A 19,114-nucleotide genomic window follows, 5' to 3' on the forward strand; every position below is an offset into this window, starting at 1 on the left:
GGGCTTCCTGTCCGCCCGCTGCCGGCATTCTGCGGCCATTCCCCGGCTGCCTGCCGGCAAACCGCGTCGGGCGGCGCCGACGGCACCAGCGCCGCCGCGCGGGCGCGCCCCCGGCGGCAGGTCATAGGGTGGTGCTCGTGGCGACCCTTCTGCTTCTGCGACACGGCCGGACGACCGCGAACGCCGACGGCGGGCTGGCCGGCCGCCAGCCCGTCGAGTTGGACGACACGGGGCGGGCCCAGGCCAGCGCGGTCGGCGAGCGGCTGCGCGCGGTGCCGCTCGCGGCGGTGGTGACCAGCCCGCTGATCCGGTGCCGGCAGACCCTCGAGCTGGCGTTGCCCGGTGCCGCCCCGGTGCTGGAGGACGGGCTGATCGAGTGCGGCTACGGGGCCTGGGAGGGGCAACCGCTCAAGAAGCTGGCCAAGGAGCCGCTCTGGCCGGTGGTCCAGCAGCACCCCAGCGCGGCGGTCTTCCCCGCGGGGGAGGCGATGGCGGCGATGGCGGCGCGGGCGGTCAGCGCGGTGCGGGCGTGGGACGCCCGGATCACCGCCGAGCACGGCGCGGAGGCGGTCTGGCTGGCGTGCAGCCACGGCGACGTGATCAAGGCGATCGTGGCGGACGCGCTCGGCGTGCACCTGGACCTGTTCCAGCGGATCGTGGCCGACCCGGCCTCGGTGACGGCGATCCGCTACACGCCGCTGCGGCCGTTCCTGCTGCGGCTCAACGACACCGGTGGCGACCTGGCGGCGCTGGTGCCGCCGCCGGCCAAGCGCCGTCGGCGGGCGGCGCGCGCGGCCGGCGCGGCCGACTCCGACGCGCCCGTCGGTGGTGGCGCGGGAGCGGGCCGGTGACCGGCGGGCGCCGCCGGGGCCCGCGGCCACCGGTCGTGGCCCGGCGCGGGCCCGTACCGGGCGCCGCGCCCGGCGGCACGGGCCGGTTCACCGGGCGTGCCGCGAATCGCGTCGGTGGGGTGCGCGGCGCCGTGGCGGGCCGGATAGGGTCGTGGGTATGACCCACCAGGTGTACGCCTTCGAGCCGCCGGAGCGGTTCGTCGCCGGGACGGTCGGGGCGCCGGGGGAGCGCACCTTCTTCCTTCAGGCGCGCGGCGGCGGCCGGCTGGTCAGCGTCGCGCTGGAAAAGGTCCAGGTGTCGTTGCTCGCCGAGAAGCTGGAGGAGCTGCTCGCCGAGGCGCAGCGCCGATTCGGTGTCGACCTGCCGGAGACGGTGGCCGTCGTCGGCGACAACGAGCCGCTGGACACACCGGTCGACGAGGAGTTCCGCGTCGGCACGCTCGGTCTGGCGTTCGACGTCGACACCGCGACCGTGGTGATCGAGGCCATCGCCGTGGGCGAGGGGGAGACCGAGGTCGAGCTGGGCGGGCCCGACGACGATGACGTCGACGATGACGTCGACGTCGACGTCGACACCGACGAGGAGCCGGACGACGATCTCGACCGGCTGCGGGTGCGGTTGACCCCCGGGGCGACCCGCCAGTTCATCGAGCGGGCCCGGCGGGTCGTCAACGCCGGCCGGCCGCCCTGCCCGCTCTGCGGCCAGCCGCTGGACCCCGCCGGCCACCTCTGCCCGCGCCACAACGGTTACCACCGGTGACGTCGGATCTTCAGCCCCGACAGGACGGCGAGGCCGCGCTCCGGTTGCTCCGCGACGGCCACCTCGACCTCGAGGGGCGGCTCGTCGACGCCTCCAACACCACCCTGCGTGGCATCCTGACCCTCGACGGGCTGACGGCCCGCTGCGTCTACAAGCCGGTGCGCGGTGAGCGCCCGCTGTGGGACTTTCCCGACGGCACGCTGGCCGGCCGGGAGGTCTCGGCCTACGTGGTGTCCCGGGCCACCGGCTGGGACCTGGTGCCGCCGACGGTGCTGCGCGACGGCCCGTTCGGGCCGGGGTCCTGCCAGCTCTGGATCGACGAGCCGGACGACGCCGAACCCCTCGTCGGGTTCGTGCCGGCCGACGCGGTGCCACCCCGCTGGTTCCCGATCGCCGCGGCCCGCGACGACGACGGCACCCCGTACGCGCTGGCCCACGCCGACGACCCGAGGCTGGCCCGGCTCGCGGTGCTCGACGCCGTGATCAACAACGCGGACCGCAAGGGCGGGCACGTGCTCACCGGCGCCCAGGACCGGCTCTACGGCGTCGACCACGGGGTGAGCTTCCACGCCGAGGAGAAGCTGCGTACGGTGCTGTGGGGCTGGGCCGGGCGGCAACTGCCCCCGGACGCCCTGGAGATGCTCGGCGCGCTCGCCGGTCAGCTCGCCGGGGCCCTCGGCACCGAGTTGGCCGAGCACCTCACCATCCGGGAGATCGCCGAGCTGGCGGCCCGGGTCGACCGGCTGCGGCAGACAGGCCGGTTCCCGCAGCCCTCGCCGGACTGGCCCGCGGTGCCCTGGCCCCCCATGTGAGGGCCGAACCGGCCCCCGGGTCCCCCGCGTTGCGGCGCTGTCGTGATGATCACTGTGGGCCGGGTCTGCCCCGCCCGGTCGGCTGGCTAGGCTGACGGTCATGGACTCTTGGGCGGGACATGAGGTGCCGCGGCTGCCGGGCAGGGGCGGGCCGCTGTCGTTGTTCGACTCCGCGCGACAGGGCGCCCACCCGAGCGACCCGAACGGCACCGCGAGCATGTACGTCTGCGGCATCACCCCGTACGACGCCACGCACCTGGGCCACGCCGCCACCATGATCGCGTTCGACCTGGTGCAGCGGGTGTGGCGCGACGCGGGCCGGGACGTGCGCTACGTGCAGAACGTCACCGACATCGACGACCCGCTGCTGGAGCGGGCCCAGCGCGACGGCGAGGACTGGAAGGTCCTGGCGATGCGGGAGACCGCGCTGTTCCGCGAGGACATGGAGGCGCTGCGGATCATCCCGCCGGCGCACTACGTCGGCGCGGTCGAGTCCATCCCCGACATCGCCGACCGGGTGCTGCTGCTGCTCAAGGACGGGGCCGCGTACCGGCTGGCGGACGGCTCGGGTGACGTCTACTTCGACGTGAGCGCCGTTCCCCACTTCGGCTACGAGTCCAACCTGACCCGCGAGCAGATGCTGGAGATCTTCCCCGAGCGCGGGGGAGACCCGGACCGGCCCGGCAAGCGCGACCCGCTCGACCCGCTGCTGTGGCGGGGCGCCCGCGAGGGCGAGCCGTCCTGGCCGGGCGGCGAGCTGGGGGCCGGCCGCCCCGGCTGGCACATCGAGTGCACGGTCATCGCGCTCAACCTGCTCGGCGACCGCATCGACGTGCAGGGCGGCGGCAACGACCTGATCTTCCCGCACCACGAGTGTTCCGCCGCGCACGCCGAACGGCTCACCGGCGTGGCGCCGTTCGCCGAGCACTACGTGCACGCGGGCATGATCGGCCTGGACGGCGAGAAGATGTCGAAGTCCCGGGGCAACCTGGTCTTCGTGTCCCGGCTGCGCGCCGACCAGGTCGACCCGATGGCGGTCCGGCTGGCCCTGCTGTCGGGGCACTACCGCGCCGACCGCGCCTGGACCGACGAGCTGCTCGCCACCGCGTACGAGCGGCTGGCCCGCTGGCGGCGGGCCGCCGCCGGCCCCGCCGGCCCGTCGGGCGCGCAGTTCCTGGCCGCCGTGCGGGCCCGCCTCGCCGACGACCTGGACTCGCCGGGCGCTGTGGCGCTGGCCGACGCGTGGGCCGACGCGGCCCTCTCCGGCGTTGCCGACGACCCGGCCGCCCCCGCCCTGTTCGCCGACGCCCTGGACGCCCTTCTCGGCCTGCGTCTCTGAGCCCGCCGCCGTGGGCGGCGCCTCGGCGGCGGTTCCGGTCCGCGCGTTCCGTTCGACCGGGCGGGTTGCGGCCCGCACGTCCACACGACCTTGGCGGGTTCCGGCCCGTGCGTTCCGTTCGACGGGGCGGGTTGCGTCCCGCGCCGCGCGGGACGCACCGCCCCGGGGCGGGCTCACCGGCGACCCCGCCCGTGCGCGTAGTCAGCCGAGGACCAGGCCGGGGTCGGGGTCCGGGTCGGCGGCGGGGGCGGGGATGCGGTATTCCTCGGTCAGCGTGGTGACCGGGCCGGGCCAGGTGGCCTGGGCGACCTCGATCGGCTTGCGGTGGCCGTCGTAGGCGACGTGCAGCAGGTGCAGCACGGGGGTGTCGGGGCGGATCTGGAGGATCTCGGCCTCCTCCCGGCTGGGCTGGCGGGCGCTGATGGTGTCGGTGGCGGAGACGTAGCGGCGGCCGGTGGCCTCCTCGGCCTCCTGGTAGAGGGGCCGGCCGAACGCCTCGGCGCGTTCCAGGGAGGTGCCGGCGGCGTCGGCGGGCAGGAACCAGGAGGCGCCCACCTCGACCGGGGAGTCCTCGGTGCGTACGAGGTGGCGCCGGCAGAGCAGTTCGGTGCCGTCGGCGACCCCGAAGGCGTCGGCGACCTCCGGCGGGGCGGCGGACCGGCCGACCGAGACGAGCTGTTGCCGGTATCGGGCGGCCAGGTCGGCGTGGTAGCCGCGGAAGCCGCCGTAGCGGCCCCGGGAGAGCCGGTTGAGCCGCCGCCGGGTGCCTCGCACGTACGTGCCGGAGCCGGGCTTGGTGATCAGGATGCCCTCGACCCGTAGCTGGTCGACGGCGCGCTGCACGGTCTGCTTCGCCACGCCGAACATCTCGGCGATGGCCGGGATGGACGGCAGGCGCTCGCCCGGCGCCCAGTCGCCGCGGCGGATCTGGGCCTTGAGCTGCCCGGCGATCTGGCGGTGCGGGAATTCGGCCGCCCCAGGGTTGATCTGCATGCCGCCTCCTCGATCACAGCTAGGTTCCTAGGATGCCCTAGAGGGGGTGACGGCGCCACCCCGGACACGCCAAGACACGGGCCCGTTGCAGGCGTCGTGCAGCACCCCGACGATCCCGGTCGGCCCGTCGTAGCGGGTGGGGGTGAGCTGGTAACGCTGGGCGGCCTCCGCGTCGGAGGCGCTGCCGCTGATCGGCAGCGGCCGGGTGTAGGGCACGTCGGCCAGCAGCGCGCCGAGCACCACGACCCGCTCGACCTCCAGGCTGTGGCAGATCTCCAGCACCTGCTCGCAGAAGGTGCGCCACCGCATGCTCGGCTCGATGCCGCGGATCAGCACGACGTCACGCTCGGTGCCCTCGGGGCTGGCCACCATGAAGCGCGTCGTCGGCCACTGCACCTGGCGGGTCTCGCCCTCGGCCATCGTGATGGTGGGCCGGCTGACCTGGAAGTCGTAGAATTCCTCCGGATCCAGCTCGGTGATCTGGCGGGCCTGCCACACCTGCTCGAGGTGCTCGACGGCGGCGGTGGACGCGTCGGCGGCGTCGTTCCAGCCCTCGAAGGCGGCGATCGCCACGGGGGACCGCAGCACCGGCAGTCCGTCGAACTCGGTCACGCCGTCACCTCACCCTGCTCGTCGCGGGTGGCACCGGGACCGGACCCGGTCGTCCGCCCGCCGGGCGTGGTGTTGTCGCTGTAGTCCTTCACGTCCGTCAGCCTACGTGTCGGGGCCGGACGCGGCCCGTCGGCCGCGCCGGTCCTGTCCGGCAACGCCCGGCCATACCACGATGAACCGGACAGTATCCCCTTCCCCCGACACGATGTGGGAAGGCGTGGGCGAGGGAATCGATCGCCTCGCGACGGCACTAACCTGGTCCCGTGCGTACCTCACTGCTCGACGTGCTCGCAGACCGGATCGCGACGGCGTGCAGGACATGCGGGAACTCGCCGGCCGCTTCGCCACCGCCTCCACCCTGCCGATCGTGCTGGACTCGACCGAGCCGGCGGTGATCGAGGCGGGGCTGGAGATGCTGGGCGGCCGGTGCGTGGTCAACTCGGTCAACTTCGAGGACGGCGACGGGCCGGAATCCCGCTACGCCCGGGTCATGCCGATCGTCCGCGAGCACGGCGCGGCCGTGGTGGCGCTGCTCATCGACGAGGAGGGGCAGGCGCGTACCGCCGAGTGGAAGGTGCGCGTCGCGGGCCGGCTCATCGACGACCTCACCGGGCGGTGGGGGATGGACCGCGCGGACATCCTGATCGACGCGCTGACCTTCCCGATCGCCACCGGCCAGGAGGAGACCCGGCGCGACGGCATCGAGACGATCGAGGCGATCCGGGAGATCGCCCGCCGCTATCCGGGCGTCAACTTCACCCTCGGCATCTCCAACGTCTCCTTCGGGTTGAACCCGGCGGCGCGGCAGGTGCTCAACTCGGTCTTCCTGCACGAGTGCCGGCAGGCGGGGCTGACCAGCGCGATCGTGCACGCCAGCAAGATCCTGCCGTTCAACAAGATCCCCGACGGGCAGCGGGAGGTGGCACTGGACCTCATCTACGACCGGCGCCGCGAGGGCTACGACCCGGTGCAGCGCTTCATCGAGGCCTTCGAGGGCGTGGACGCCGCGTCGGCGCGCGCCGGACGGGCGGAGGAACTGGCCGCCCTGCCGTTGGACGAGCGACTCAAGCGGCGGATCATCGACGGCGAGCGCACCGGCCTGGAGGCCGACCTGGACGCGGCGATGGCGCAGGGGCGCAGCCCGCTGTCCATCATCAACGACATCCTGCTCGACGGCATGAAGGTCGTCGGCGAGCTGTTCGGCTCGGGGCAGATGCAGCTGCCGTTCGTGCTCCAGTCCGCCGAGGTGATGAAGACCGCGGTGGCATACCTGGAACCGCACATGGAGACCGCCGAGGACGGCGGCAAGGGTCGCATCGTGCTCGCCACGGTGCGCGGAGACGTGCACGACATCGGCAAGAACCTGGTCGACATCATCCTGTCCAACAACGGCTACGAGGTCGTCAACATCGGCATCAAGCAGCCGATCAGCGCGATCCTGGAGGCCGCCGAGCAGCACCGGGCCGACGCCATCGGCATGTCGGGGCTGCTGGTCAAGAGCACCGTCATCATGAAGGAGAACCTCGCCGAGATGGTGTCGCGCGGGGTCGCGGAGCGCTGGCCGGTGCTGCTGGGCGGGGCGGCGCTGACCCGGGCGTACGTGGAGGACGACCTGCGGTCGAGGTTCCCCGGGCAGGTGCACTACGCCCGCGACGCCTTCGAGGGACTGTCGCTGATGGACCGGGTGATGACCGCGAAGCGCGGCGGGGCGCCGGTCGTCGACGCCGAGCGGGAGGCGGCGTTGGCCGCCCGCCGGGCCCGCCGCGAACGGCAGCGGGCGATCGTCAGCGAGTCGCTGCCCGAGTTGGACGACGCGTCGGTCCGCTCGGACGTGGCCACCGACGTGGCGGTGCCCGCCCCGCCGTTCCTGGGCACCCGGGTGGTCAAGGGCGTGCCGCTGGCCGACTACGCGGCGCTGCTCGACGAGCGGGCCACCTTCCTCGGGCAGTGGGGCCTGCGGGGCGCCCGCAGCGGGCAGGGGCCGTCCTATGAGGAGCTGGTGGAGACCGAGGGGCGACCCCGGCTGCGTTACTGGCTGGATCGCCTCATCGCCGACCAGGTGCTGGAGGCGGCCGTGGTGTACGGCTACTTCCCGGCGTACGCCGAGGGCAACGACCTGGTGCTGCTGGACGAGAACGGGCACTCCGAGCGGGCACGGTTCTCCTTCCCGCGGCAGCGACAGGAGCGGCGGCTCTGCCTGGCCGACTTCTTCCGCCCGCGCGGCGACGAGCCGGACGTGGTGGCGTTGCAGCTCGTCACCGTGGGGCAGCCGATCAGCGAGTACACGGCGAAGATGTTCGCCCGTAACGAGTACCGCGACTATCTGGAGGTGCACGGGCTGTCGGTGCAGCTCACCGAGGCGCTGGCGGAGCACTGGCACCGGCGGATCCGCTCGGAGCTGACCCTGCCCGGTGGCCGTACGGTGGCCGACGACGACCCGGCGGACCTGGCGGGCCTGCTGCGCACCGACTACCGGGGCTGCCGGTACGCGTTCGGCTACCCGGCCTGTCCCGACCTGGAGGACCGGGCGAAGATCGTGGAGCTGCTGGGCGCGGAGCGGATCGGCGTGCAGCTCTCGGAGGAGTTCCAGTTGATTCCGGAGCAGGCGACGGACGCCATCGTGGTGCACCACCCGGAGGCGAGCTACTTCAACGCCAAGTGACGGCGGAGGCCGGGGAAGCATCAGCGGGTTTTGGTAGCCGCCCGCCGCCGTCAGGTTTCGGCGCCTGGGGGTCTCGCAGGGTACGGAACATCAGCCAGCTCAGGACCGGCATTACGGTCAGTGGTGTCAGAGCGGTTCGTAGTGACGTCGCATCGGCCAGGGCCCCGATGGCGGGGCTGGCGAGCCCGCCGATGCTCACCGCCAGGCCCAGCGTGATCCCGCTGGCGGTGCCGACCCGGGTGGGCAGGTAGTCCTGCCCGAGGGTGATCTGCAACGAGAAGGGCACATAGAGGCCGGTGGAGGTCAGCGCCAAGAACAGGTAGATCGCCGGTCCGGGAACCCACACCACACCCGCGATCGCGATGGCGGTGGTCGCGTAGGACCAGCGGGACACCGCCACCCGGCCCCACCGTCGTGCGGCGTTACCACCCAGCACCGAGCCGACCACGCCGCCGAAATAGAGCACGAACAGAGCAGCGGTGCCCGCAGCCGCGCTGCCGTTCATGCGCTGCTGGGCGTACAAGGAAATGAACGTGCTCAGGCCGACGAAGGCGATCGAGCGGAATACCACCGCGAAGGTCAGCCGCATGAACGAAGCGGTGTCGTCGCGCCCGACGGGTGCCGGTTTCCCGCCTGCGGCGCTGTTGCGGCGGGCCAGGGCACGCAGCACGGGCATCGCCATCGCGGTTCCGGCCAGGGCTGGTACGACCATTAACGGCGTCCAGCTCAGCCCGCCGAGGACCGTGATGCCTGCGACCATCAGCGGGGCCAGGGTGAAACCGACGCTGCCGCCGGTGGAGAAGTACGCCATGGCGGTGTGGCTGCCTTCGCTGACCTCACGGGCGATGCGCGCGGACTCGGGATGGTAGGCGGCCACACCGACACCGGAGAGCGCCACGAACAGCAAGGTGAGGGTGTACTCGCCGCTCAGTCCGCTCACCGCGATGCCAGCCCCGCCCAGCAGCGTGCTTACGGGCAGTAGCCACGGTATGGCCCACCGGTCGGTGAGCGCGCCGAACACCGGTTGGGCGACCGAGGACAGCAGCGTGGCGGCGAGGACGATGCCGGATACTGCCGCGTAGGTGTAGGCGCGTTCCGCGACGAACAGCGGTACCAGCGCCGCGACGGTCCCCTGGTAGATGTCGACACAGGCGTGACTGGCGGCGAGCAACGTGATCGAGGTTTTCCTTCGCACCATGCAAGGGTGGCAACACACGCCCTGTCTGACTTCCGAGGACCTGACAGACAATGACGGAAATCCGCCACAACCCCGTGGCTTCCACTCGCGCCCAGTTGCTCGCGTCCGGCGGCGAGATCGACGCACACCGCCACGACGACCACCAAATCGTCTATGCCGCTCGCGGGGTTCTGGCCGTCACGACCGACAGGGGCTCATGGATCACCCCGGGTACTCGTGCCATCTGGGTGCCGGCCGGCACCGTGCACGCCCACCGCGCCTACGGCGAACTGGAGCTTCACCTGGTGGGGCTGCCTGCCACGGACAACCCGCTCGACCTGGACACCCCAACGGTGCTCGCCGTCGGCCCGCTGCTGCGCGAGCTGATCGTCGCCTACACCCGCACCCCCGGCGAACAAGGGCCGGAACGCGGCCGACTGCGTGCCGTGCTGCTCGACCAGCTACGCGCCTCTCCTCAGCAGCCGCTGCACGTCCCCGCACCCACCGACCCCCTGCTGCGCACCGTGTGCGCCCTCCTGCACGCCAACCCGGGCGACAAGCGCACGCTCGTCGACCTTGGCCGTGCGGTCGGTGCCAGCGACCGAACCTTGTCCCGGCTGTTCCACAGGGACCTCGGCATGACGTTTCCACAGTGGCGCACCCAGCTGCGCCTGCACCACGCCCTGGTCCTGCTGGCCAACGGGACGCCGGTAACCGCAGTGGCACATCAGTGCGGCTGGTCGTCGGCCAGCGCCTTCATCGACGTGTTCCGCAGCGCCTTCGGCCACACCCCGGGCACCCGGCTGCGGATGGGTGTAGGCCCGCAGGGTGGGGCCGGGGTCGGCGTGCCCGAGGCGAGGCCGGCCGGCTGCCGGCGGTGTCGGGTTCCACCTGATGCGTCACGGACCGCTGCCACTTGATCCGTGACACGTCTGACTGGAAGACCGCCAGCGTCCGTGCGAGCCCACGGCGCTCAGAGTCTAGCCCGTGGGGCCCGCCGGCCAGCCCAGAGCCAGAAGATCATCAGTGCCAGACCGCCGCCGCCCATTGCGAGGATCGACCAACGAGGCAATTCCTGCGACACCGGGGGTAGGGCGCAGGCCGCAGGCGTGTGGTCAACGGTCACCTGTGTGTGCAGTGGCGGGACGCGCTCGCCAGGAAACGCCGCCCGGTCGATGCCGCAGGTGACCCGCCCATCGGCTGTATCGACGCTCAACAGCGCGGAGACGCCCCGGCCGCTGCTGTCCCGCTGGACGGCTATCACGGTCCCAGGAACCAGTTTCCCAACCGGCGGCGGTGGCCCGAAATCGTCAAACAGACCGACCAGCAGCATCAGAAGGCACGGCACGATCGCCGCGATGGGCAGATACGGGTAGGTCGGGAGAATCACGCCGGCGATGCTATTGCGGGCGAGCAAGGCAGCCCTCGACGGGCGGCGTGGGCGTCGAGCACCCTGCAACAGGTAAGAAGCGGAGTCGTCCGCTTTGGTCGAGTACGTCCCCGCTGTTGATCAACATAACGCCAAGTGTCGCCGTCGCCGTCCTGAGGTGCGCTAACGCGGTGCTTTCGAGCTGATGTCGCAAACGACTCACCGGCCGTCTGTGTGCTGCGGGGGTCGACAGCGCCGACAGCGCTGACGTGCCGACAGCGCTGAAGCGCCGATGCGCCGGCAGTCCTGAGCACCGACAGCGCCTTGATGACGTAAACGGCTCAGCTCGAAAGCGTCGCACGACGCACAGCCCGCGAGCCGGCCGGAATGCTGGGGTGGCTGGCCGCTAGGACGCCTGGCGGATGGGCGTGTCGGCGAGCCAGATGTCGGCCAGGTCGCCGAGGGGGACGTCGAGGGCCTGGCTGAGGCAGACCACGGTGCCGAACGCCGGTGCGGGAAGGCGGCCCGCCTCGATCTTGCGCAGCGTCTCGGGGGAGATGCCGGCTGCGAGGGCCACCTCGACGAGGCTGCGGCCGGCCCGTGCGGCCCGGAGCGCGGATCCGAGGCGCTGGCCCGCAGCGATCTGTTCGGCGGTGAGCGGTAGGCGAACCATGCCAGCAGGATATCCCTCCGGAGCGTCCAACCTGTCGTGGTATAAAAATACCGGTATAAAAATACCGCACCCGGAGAGGGAGGCTGTCGTGATCGAGCTCAAGTCCGCCGAGGAGATCGGCCGGATGGCGGTGGCCGGTCGGTTCGTCGGCGAGTTGCTGGCCGAGCTGAGCGGCGTCGCCGCGGTCGGGGTCAACCTGATGGAACTCGAACACCACGCCCGCCGCCGGATCAAGGAACGCGGCGCCGAATCCTGCTACTGGGACTACGCGCCGTCGTTCGGTCGCGGCCCGTTCCGAAACGTGCTGTGCCTGTCGGTCAACGACGCGGTGCTGCACGGCCTGCCGCACGACTACGTCCTGCGGGACGGTGACCTGCTCAGCATCGACATGGCGGTCGGTATCGACGGCTGGGTCGCCGACTCCGCGCTCTCCGTCATCGTCGGCACCCCCGACCCGGCCGATCTGAAGCTGGTCGAGGCCACCGAGGTCGCGCTGGAGGCCGGCATCGCCGCCGCCCAGCCCGGCGGTCGCCTGGGCGACATCTCCGCCGCGATCGGCGAGGTCGCCCGCTCCTACGGCTACGGCGTCAACTCCGAGTTCGGCGGCCACGGCATCGGCCGCACCATGCACGAGGACCCGCACGTCGCCAACAGCGGACGCGCCCGGCGCGGCATGCGACTCGATCCCGGCCTCACCATCGCCATCGAGCCCTGGTTCTGCCGCTCCACAAACAAGATCATGTTCGACAGCGACGGCTGGACGATCCGCTCCGCCGACGGCTCCCGCACCGCCCACTCCGAACACACGGTCGCCGTCACGCCTTCCGGCCCCCAGGTCCTGACCCGCCGCCCCGCTCGCGGCGACACGTCGTCCGACTCCACCAGGAAGCCCGCCGCAACCTCCTGACCAGCTGTCGTCGCGGCCTTCTGGCCCGCTACCGCCGCGGGCCTCCTGGCGTCGCAGCCTCCTGACCGCTGTCGCCGCGGGCGTGAACCCGGGAACTGCGGAAAAGGGCGGCGACGCGGCGGGTCCGTGCGCGGCCGAGGCGTGTCGGCAGGGCGGGCGGCCCCGCGCAGAGGCGGGGACGGCTTGCCGCTGCGCGGGCGGGACGGCTTGCCGCTGCGCGGGCGGGATGGACGCCAGGGGGCCACTCCTTCCCGTCCCCGGCGGGGGTGGAAACCTTCGACATGCGAACCAAGTTGCGTAGACATCTTTCATCGAGCATCGATATGCCGCTATATTGCGGGCACTGTCGATCTCTTCGGCCCCTGATGACGAGGTGCACATGCGCGACAACCCCACGCTCCGGCGGCGTACCCTGTTGGCGGCCCTGGCCGGTGCCGCCACCGTCCCCATCCTCGGGGCCCCCGCGTGGGCCGCGTTGCCCAAGGTCTACATCGACCCGGGCCACGGCGGCACCGACCCCGGCGCGATCGGCAACGGGCTGCAGGAGAAGGCCCTGACGCTCGACATCTCGCTGCAACTGCGCAGCATCCTGCTGGCAAACTGGGCCGTCGACGTGCGGATGTCGCGCAGCACCGACATCACGCGCAGCCTGGCCTACCGCACCGACGACGCCAACGCGTGGGGCGCGAACCTGCTCGTCAGCGTGCACATCAACTCCGGCGGCGGCACCGGCTTCGAGAGCTACCGGTACCCGTCGGCGAGCGGCGCCACCGTCAACCTGCACAATGCCCTGCACCCGAGGGTGATCGGCGCGCAGCGGACGATCGGCGGGGTCACCGACCGGGGCCTGAAGACGGCGAACTTCCACATGCTGCGCGAGGCGGCCATGCCCTCGGTGCTGACCGAGAACCTCTTCATCGACACCGTCGCCGACGCGAACCTGCTCAAGCGGGCCGACTTCATCACCGCCACCGCCCGGGGGCACGCGCAGGGCATCGCCGCCTACCTCGGCCTGAGCACCCCCAACCCGCCGGCGTTCAGCGTCATCGTGGACAACGCCACCGCGGGACGCTTCACGGCGAGCACCAACTGGGGCACCTCCTCCTACTCGGCCCAGCGCTACGGGGCCGACTACCGCTTCGCCAGCCCCACGCCCGCCAGCGACGCCGCGTGGTTCAAGGTGGACATTCCGGCGGCCGGGGACTACCGGGTGGAGGTGCGCCACCCCGCCGACCCCGGCTACAACAGCTCGGCCCCGCACGTCGTCGTCACCTCCTCGGGCACCCGCACGGTCAACGTGGACCAGCGGACGAGCGGCGGCGCCTGGCGTTCGCTCGGCAACTTCCCCCTGGCGGCGGGCGACCGCAACCTGGTCGGGGTGAGCCGCTGGACCAACGCCACCGGCTACGTCCTGGCCGACGCCGTCCGGGTCACCCGGGTCTGACCCTGGTACCGCCCGCGGGCGGATCGTGGTCGCGTCGTCACGCGACCGCGGTCCGCCCGTTCGGTGTTGACCCCCTCGGCCGGCCGGCCGGTGCCGGAACCCGAGGACCCTGCGGACCGGCATCGATGCGCCGGTACGCGCCGACGGCCCCCGGAATCGCGTCGCGCGACCGGGCCAGCCGCCGACACGCCCGAGTCCCACATGTGGGGTGTGACAAACGATGCCGTCCCTATATATGGTGTCGGACGTAGCTGGTTCGGCCGCTCATCCGGGGCGGTCGAGGCAAGAGGGAACCCGGTGGAAATCCGGGACTGCCCCGCAGCGGTGAGTGGGAACGACCGCCGTCATCAGCACTGGGCCGCCAACGGCCTGGGAAGCGACGGCCAGTAGGAGACCGGCGAGGCCGGTCGCGTCCGCGAGTCCGAAGACTGCCAGCGCGCCGCGTACCCGCATCGGGCACGCGGCGGTCCGAGGCCGCGCGGGACGGCCGACGCCGCCCGACGCGCGCCTCGACGGCGCGTCGTCGCCGGTGTCCGCTCCGCGCGTGCCCAGGAAATCCGTCTGGGATCAAGGCGCGAGGAGTGAATGGTGACAGTCACCGAGGACGTTGCGGCCGCCGGTGCGGCCCCGCCGACGCAGCGGCGTCGAGCGCAGATGCACGTCCGCAAGCGCGACGGCGGCACCGAACCCGTCGACGTCGACAGGATCGTCCGGTACGTCGGGCGGTGGGCCGACGGCCTCGCCGACGTGGACCCGCTGCGGGTCGCGACCCGCACCATCAGCGGCCTGTACGACGGCGCGACGACGGCCGAGCTGGACCGGCTGTCCATCCAGACCGCCGCGGAGCTGATCGGGGAGGAGCCGCAGTACTCGCGACTGGCGGCCCGCCTGCTGGCCGGCTACGTCGACAAGGAGGTCCGCCGGCAGGGCATCGGTTCGTTCGGTGACGCGATCCGCCGCGGCCACGCCGAGGGCCTGATCGGCGACGACACCGCCGCGTTCGTGGCCGGCCACGGCGCCGAACTCGACGCGGCCGTCGACGCGCGCGGCGACCTGCGCTTCGAGTACTTCGGCCTGCGGACGGTGTACGACCGGTACCTGTTGCGCCACCCGACGAGCCGGCTGGTGCTGGAGACCCCGCAGTACTGGCTGCTGCGGGTGTCCTGCGGCCTGTCGCAGACCCCGGCCGAGGCGATCGGGTTCTACCGGCTGATGTCGAGCCTGGCGTACCTGCCGAGTTCGCCGACGTTGTTCAACTCCGGCACCCGGCACACCCAGATGTCCTCCTGCTATCTGGTCGACTCCCCGCGCGATGAACTCGACTCGATCTACCAGCGCTACGCGCAGGTGGCGAACCTGTCGAAGTTCGCCGGGGGCATCGGCATCGCGTTCTCCCGGGTCCGCTCCCGGGGGGCGCTGATCAGGGGCACCAACGGGCAGTCCAACGGGATCGTGCCGTGGCTGCGGACGCTGGACGCCTCGGTGGCGGCGGTCAACCAGGGTGGTCGGCGCAAGGGCGCGGCCTGCGTCTACCTGGAGCCGTGGCACCCGGACGTCGAGGAGTTCCTGCAACTGCGTGACAACACCGGCGAGGACGCCCGGCGCACCCACAACCTGAACCTGGCCAACTGGGTGCCCGACGAGTTCATGCGCCGGGTGGAGTCCGACGGGGTGTGGTCGCTGTTCGACCCGGACGAGGTGCCGGAGCTGCCGGACCTGTGGGGTGCCGAGTTCGACGCGGCGTACCGGGCCGCCGAGGAGCAGGGCCGCTACGTGCGGCAGGTGCGGGCGCGGGAGCTGTACGGGCGGATGATGCGCACCCTCGCGCAGACCGGCAACGGCTGGATGACGTTCAAGGACGCCGCGAACCGGCTGTGCAACCAGACCGCCGAGCCGGGCAACGTGGTGCACCTGTCCAACCTGTGCACGGAGATCATCGAGGTTTCCAGCGACGCCGAGACCGCCGTGTGCAACCTCGGCTCGGTCAACCTCGCCGCCCACCTCGCCGACGGCGGCCTCGACTGGGAGCGGCTGCGCGCCACCGTCCGCACCGCCGTGACGTTCCTCGACCGGGTCATCGACATCAACTACTACCCGACACCGCAGGCGGCGGCGAGCAATCCCCGCTGGCGTCCCGTCGGGCTCGGGCTGATGGGTCTGCAGGATGTGTTCTTCGCGCTGCGGTTGCCGTTCGACTCCCCGGCCGCCCGGGAGCTGTCCACCCGGATCAGCGAGGAGCTGTACCTGACGGCCCTGGAGACCTCCGCCGAGCTGGCACGCCGCTTCGGCGCTCACCCCGCGTACGGGCAGACCCGGGCGGCGCGCGGGCACCTGCAACCCGACCTGTGGGGTGTCACGGGAAACCAGACGGCGCGGTGGGCCGCGCTGCGGGAGCGGGTCGGCGCGTACGGGCTGCGCAACTCGCTGCTGGTGGCGATCGCGCCGACCGCCACCATCGCCTCGATCGCCGGTTGTTACGAGTGCGTCGAGCCGCAGGTGTCCAACCTGTTCAAACGCGAGACCCTGTCGGGCGAGTTCCTCCAGGTCAACACCGCCCTCGTCCGTGAGCTGAAGGCCCGGGGCCGGTGGACGGAGCCGATCCGTTCGGCGATCAAACGCGCCGAGGGGTCTGTGCAGGACGTCGCGGAGCTGCCGGCGGACGTCCGCGAGCTGTTCCGCACCGCCTGGGAGCTGCCGCAGCGGGCACTGATCGACCTGGCCGCCGCCCGCGCCCCCTTCGTCGACCAGTCCCAGTCGCTGAACCTGTTCCTGGCCGCGCCGACCATCGGCAAGCTCTCCTCGATGTACCTGCACGCCTGGAAGGCCGGGCTGAAGACCACGTACTACCTGCGCTCGCGCCCGGCCACCCGGATCCAGCAGGCCACCGTGGCGCCCGCCGGACCGGCCCGGGCCGGCGGCGTCGTCGCGGTGCCGGCGCCCGTCGACGAGGTGCTGGCCTGCTCCCTGGAGAACCCCGAGTCGTGCGAGGCCTGCCAGTGACCACCACCACGACCACCAGCGACCCGAGGACCACCCACATGCTGCTCGACCCGGGGATGGATCTCACCCTGCGCCCGATGCGCTACCCGCACTTCTTCGACCGGTTCCGCGACGCCATCCGCAACACCTGGGCCGTGGAGGAGGTCGACCTGCACGCCGACCTCGCCGACCTCGACCGGCTCTCCCCGGCCGAGCGGCACCTGGTCAGCCGCCTCGTCGCGTTCTTCGCCACCGGCGACACCATCGTCGCCAACAACCTGGTGCTGAACCTCTACCAGCACGTCAACTCGCCGGAGGGCCGGCTCTACCTGTCGCGGCAACTGTTCGAGGAGGCCGTGCACGTCCAGTTCTACCTCAACCTGCTCGACACCTACGTGCCCGACGAGGCCGAACGCTTCGCCGCGTTCGACGCCATCGAGAACATCCCGTCGATCCGGCGCAAGGCCGACTTCTGCTTCCGCTGGATCGACTCCCTGGGCGACCTGCGTGAGCTGCGTACCCGACAGGACCGGCGGGCGTTCCTGCTCAACCTGATCTGCTTCGCCGCCTGCATCGAGGGGTTGTTCTTCTACGGCGCCTTCGCCTACGTCTACTACCTGCGCTCCCGGGGGCTGCTGCACGGGCTCGCGTCCGGCACCAACTGGGTGTTCCGCGACGAGTCCATGCACATGGCCTTCGCCTTCGACGTGGTGGAGACCGTCCGGGGCGAGGAGCCCGACCTGTTCGACGACGAGCTGGTCGAGCAGGTGCGGCAGATGCTCACCGAGGCCGTCGAGTGCGAGGTCCAGTTCGCCGAGGACCTGCTCGGCCGGGGCGTGCCCGGGATGTCCCTGACCGACATGCGCGAATACCTGCAACACGTCGCCGACCGGCGGCTCGCGCAGCTCGGCATCCCCGCGCACTACGGGTCGGCCAACCCGTTCGCGTTCATGGAGTTGCAGGACGTGCAGGAACTGTCCAACTTCTTCGAACGGCGCGTGTCGGCGTACCAGGTGGGGGTGAGCGGCACCGTCGCCTTCGACGACGACTTCTGAGCCGGGTCGTGGCACCCCGTGGCCTGCGACGCGCCCCGGGTACCACGACCGGTGCTGGTTTGAGCCCGGCTCGCGGGGGGACTGGATCGCTAAATCGTGTAGAGGAGGAGCAGATGGTAACCAGATCCGGCCCGGGCAGCACGACCACCGGCAAGCACCCCGTACGCACCGCCGCGCAGGTGGTCGGCGCGGTCTTCGTCCTCGTCGGAGTGCTCGGCTTCATTCCCGGCATCACCAGCGACTACGACACCCTGCAGTTCGCCGGGCACGAGTCCGAGGCGAAGCTGCTGGGGCTGTTCCAGGTGTCGATCCTGCACAACCTGGTGCACCTGGCGTTCGGCGTCGCCGGGCTCGCGCTGGCCCGCACCGTCTCCGGCGCCCGCACCTATCTCGTCGCCGGCGGTGCCGTCTACCTGGTGCTGTGGCTCTACGGCCTGGTGATCGACCACGACAGCGGGGCGAACTTCGTGCCGCTCAACGGGGCCGACAACTGGCTGCACCTGTTCCTCGGCCTGGGCATGATCGCCCTCGGGTTGGGGCTGACCCGCCGCCCGGCCGACCGCCGCTGACCTCGGGTCCGGCCGCCGGCCCGTCGCCCACCACGGGACGCGTGGTGGGCGACGTGGCCGGGAGACCGGGCGTCAGCCGGGCCGCGGACGAGACGCGTACGACAGGGGGACACCGATGGGACAGCCGGCACTGAGCCCGCGGAACGCCTTCACGGAGCTTGGCCGCATCCGACTCGACGAGGTCGGTCTCGACGACATGATGCAGCGGATCGCGGAGCTGGTGCACCGCACCGTGCCCGGCACCAGCGACGTCTCGGTGACGCTGGTGCGCGCCCGCGAGGTGCGTACGTTGGCGTCCACCAGCGAGCTCGCCCACGACCTCGACAACTGGCAGTACCAGCGTGGGTTCGGCCGCTGCCTGGACGCCTCGCCCAGCGGCGACTCGGTCAGCGTGCCGGACATGAGCGCCGAGTCGCGGTGGCCGGAGTGGGCGGCCTACGCCCGCGACCGGGGCGTCGGCAGCTCCCTGTCGATCGGGCTGCCGATCCAGCAGGCCGTCGTGGGAGCCCTCAACGTCTACGGCGACGAGACGCACGCCTTCGACCCGGCGGCGATCGCCGTGGCGGAGCAGTTCGCCGCGTACGCCGCCGTCGCGTTGGCCAACGCCCACCTCTACGACAGCGCCGCCACGCTCGCGGAACAGATGCGCGAGGCGATGCGCAGCCGGGCGGTGATCGAGCAGGCCAAGGGAATCATCATGGGGGAGCGGCGTTGTTCGGCCGAGGAGGCCTTCGCGCTGATGTCCAGGATCGCCCAGGACACCGACCGCAAGGTACGCGACGTCGCGGAGGCCCTCGTGTCCCGGGCCGTGGGGCGGTGATCCGCCCGTCGCCGTCGTGGTTTCCGCATCCGGGCATGGGGCAACGGACGAAGGACGGATCGGGTGTACGGCCTACCGGCCGGCCCGTGGCA

15 protein-coding genes, 2 pseudogenes and 1 riboswitch are annotated in these 19,114 nt (G+C 71.9%); of the genes and pseudogenes, 12 read left to right on the plus strand and 5 right to left on the minus strand.

Annotated elements, in window-relative coordinates:
- Window positions 1–128: 128 nt before the first annotated feature.
- From ACQ452_RS13265 to mshC, 4 genes are all read left to right on the plus strand, one after another.
- Window positions 129–851 (plus strand): MSMEG_4193 family putative phosphomutase, encoded by a 723-nt coding sequence (locus tag ACQ452_RS13265; RefSeq protein ID WP_433393570.1) that lies wholly within the window; start codon window positions 129–131, stop codon window positions 849–851.
- A gap of 157 nt (window positions 852–1,008) precedes the next feature.
- A complete protein-coding gene (locus ACQ452_RS13270; RefSeq protein WP_433393572.1) occupies window positions 1,009–1,611 on the plus strand; it encodes a DUF3090 domain-containing protein in 603 nt (200 codons plus the stop codon).
- Entirely contained in the window at window positions 1,608–2,423 is an 816-nt protein-coding gene (locus ACQ452_RS13275) for an SCO1664 family protein (protein WP_433393574.1), read from the plus strand. The genes ACQ452_RS13270 and ACQ452_RS13275 overlap by 4 nt, the downstream gene beginning before the upstream one ends.
- 100 nt (window positions 2,424–2,523) lie before the next feature.
- Window positions 2,524–3,762, plus strand: a complete 1,239-nt coding sequence (gene mshC / locus ACQ452_RS13280) for a cysteine--1-D-myo-inosityl 2-amino-2-deoxy-alpha-D-glucopyranoside ligase (RefSeq protein ID WP_433393576.1) — start codon at window positions 2,524–2,526, stop codon at window positions 3,760–3,762.
- A 201-nt stretch (window positions 3,763–3,963) separates the two neighbouring features.
- Here the strand turns inward: mshC and ACQ452_RS13285 are convergent, their stop codons facing one another.
- Both ACQ452_RS13285 and ACQ452_RS13290 read right to left on the minus strand, forming a co-directional pair.
- Window positions 3,964–4,755, minus strand: coding sequence for a GntR family transcriptional regulator (locus ACQ452_RS13285; protein ID WP_433393577.1), 792 nt, complete (start codon window positions 4,753–4,755; stop codon window positions 3,964–3,966).
- Between the two features lie 84 nt (window positions 4,756–4,839).
- Window positions 4,840–5,367 (minus strand): annotated as a pseudogene (locus ACQ452_RS13290) (PAC2 family protein); the annotation flags it as partial.
- Between the two features lie 301 nt (window positions 5,368–5,668).
- Between ACQ452_RS13290 and ACQ452_RS13295 the strand changes: the two are divergent.
- Window positions 5,669–8,029 (plus strand): annotated as a pseudogene (locus ACQ452_RS13295) (vitamin B12 dependent-methionine synthase activation domain-containing protein); the annotation flags it as partial.
- Here ACQ452_RS13295 and ACQ452_RS13300 read toward each other — a convergent pair.
- Entirely contained in the window at window positions 8,016–9,224 is a 1,209-nt protein-coding gene (locus ACQ452_RS13300) for an MFS transporter (protein WP_433393579.1), read from the minus strand. The pseudogene ACQ452_RS13295 and the gene ACQ452_RS13300 overlap by 14 nt on opposite strands.
- Before the next feature lie 53 nt (window positions 9,225–9,277).
- On the opposite strand from ACQ452_RS13300, the gene ACQ452_RS13305 reads away from it, so the two are divergent.
- Entirely contained in the window at window positions 9,278–10,126 is an 849-nt protein-coding gene (locus ACQ452_RS13305) for an AraC family transcriptional regulator (protein ID WP_433393581.1), read from the plus strand.
- 53 nt (window positions 10,127–10,179) lie between these two features.
- Here ACQ452_RS13305 and ACQ452_RS13310 read toward each other — a convergent pair whose 3' ends face one another.
- Entirely contained in the window at window positions 10,180–10,596 is a 417-nt protein-coding gene (locus ACQ452_RS13310) for a hypothetical protein (RefSeq protein ID WP_433393583.1), read from the minus strand.
- Window positions 10,597–10,981: 385 nt separating this feature from the next.
- The gene (locus tag ACQ452_RS13315) at window positions 10,982–11,248 is read right to left on the minus strand and encodes a helix-turn-helix domain-containing protein (RefSeq protein WP_433393585.1); all 267 of its coding nucleotides are present in this window, start codon (window positions 11,246–11,248) and stop codon (window positions 10,982–10,984) included.
- Window positions 11,249–11,336: 88 nt separating this feature from the next.
- Between ACQ452_RS13315 and map the strand changes: the two genes are divergently transcribed.
- From map to ACQ452_RS13345, 6 genes are all read left to right on the plus strand, one after another.
- Complete coding sequence (gene map / locus ACQ452_RS13320) at window positions 11,337–12,155, plus strand: type I methionyl aminopeptidase (RefSeq protein WP_433393587.1); 819 nt, start codon at window positions 11,337–11,339, stop codon at window positions 12,153–12,155.
- 379 nt (window positions 12,156–12,534) lie between these two features.
- Complete coding sequence (locus tag ACQ452_RS13325) at window positions 12,535–13,599, plus strand: N-acetylmuramoyl-L-alanine amidase (RefSeq protein WP_433393589.1); 1,065 nt, start codon at window positions 12,535–12,537, stop codon at window positions 13,597–13,599.
- A 235-nt stretch (window positions 13,600–13,834) separates the two neighbouring features.
- Window positions 13,835–14,049: riboswitch (cobalamin riboswitch) on the plus strand.
- Window positions 14,050–14,184: 135 nt separating this feature from the next.
- A complete protein-coding gene (locus tag ACQ452_RS13330) occupies window positions 14,185–16,599 on the plus strand; it encodes a ribonucleoside-diphosphate reductase subunit alpha (RefSeq protein ID WP_433393591.1) in 2,415 nt (804 codons plus the stop codon).
- 38 nt (window positions 16,600–16,637) lie between these two features.
- Window positions 16,638–17,633, plus strand: a complete 996-nt coding sequence (locus tag ACQ452_RS13335) for a ribonucleotide-diphosphate reductase subunit beta (protein ID WP_433394128.1) — start codon at window positions 16,638–16,640, stop codon at window positions 17,631–17,633.
- Window positions 17,634–17,746: 113 nt separating this feature from the next.
- Window positions 17,747–18,202, plus strand: coding sequence for a DUF4383 domain-containing protein (locus ACQ452_RS13340; protein ID WP_433393593.1), 456 nt, complete (start codon window positions 17,747–17,749; stop codon window positions 18,200–18,202).
- A gap of 115 nt (window positions 18,203–18,317) precedes the next feature.
- Window positions 18,318–19,022: a GAF and ANTAR domain-containing protein gene (locus ACQ452_RS13345; protein ID WP_433393595.1), complete on the plus strand. Its 705-nt coding sequence runs from the start codon at window positions 18,318–18,320 to the stop codon at window positions 19,020–19,022.
- Window positions 19,023–19,114 lie beyond the last annotated feature (92 nt).

Origin of the sequence: Micromonospora sp. KLBMP9576 (assembly GCF_050941805.1) — a bacterium.
In the GTDB taxonomy this organism is placed as follows: Bacteria; Actinomycetota; Actinomycetes; order Mycobacteriales; family Micromonosporaceae; genus Micromonospora.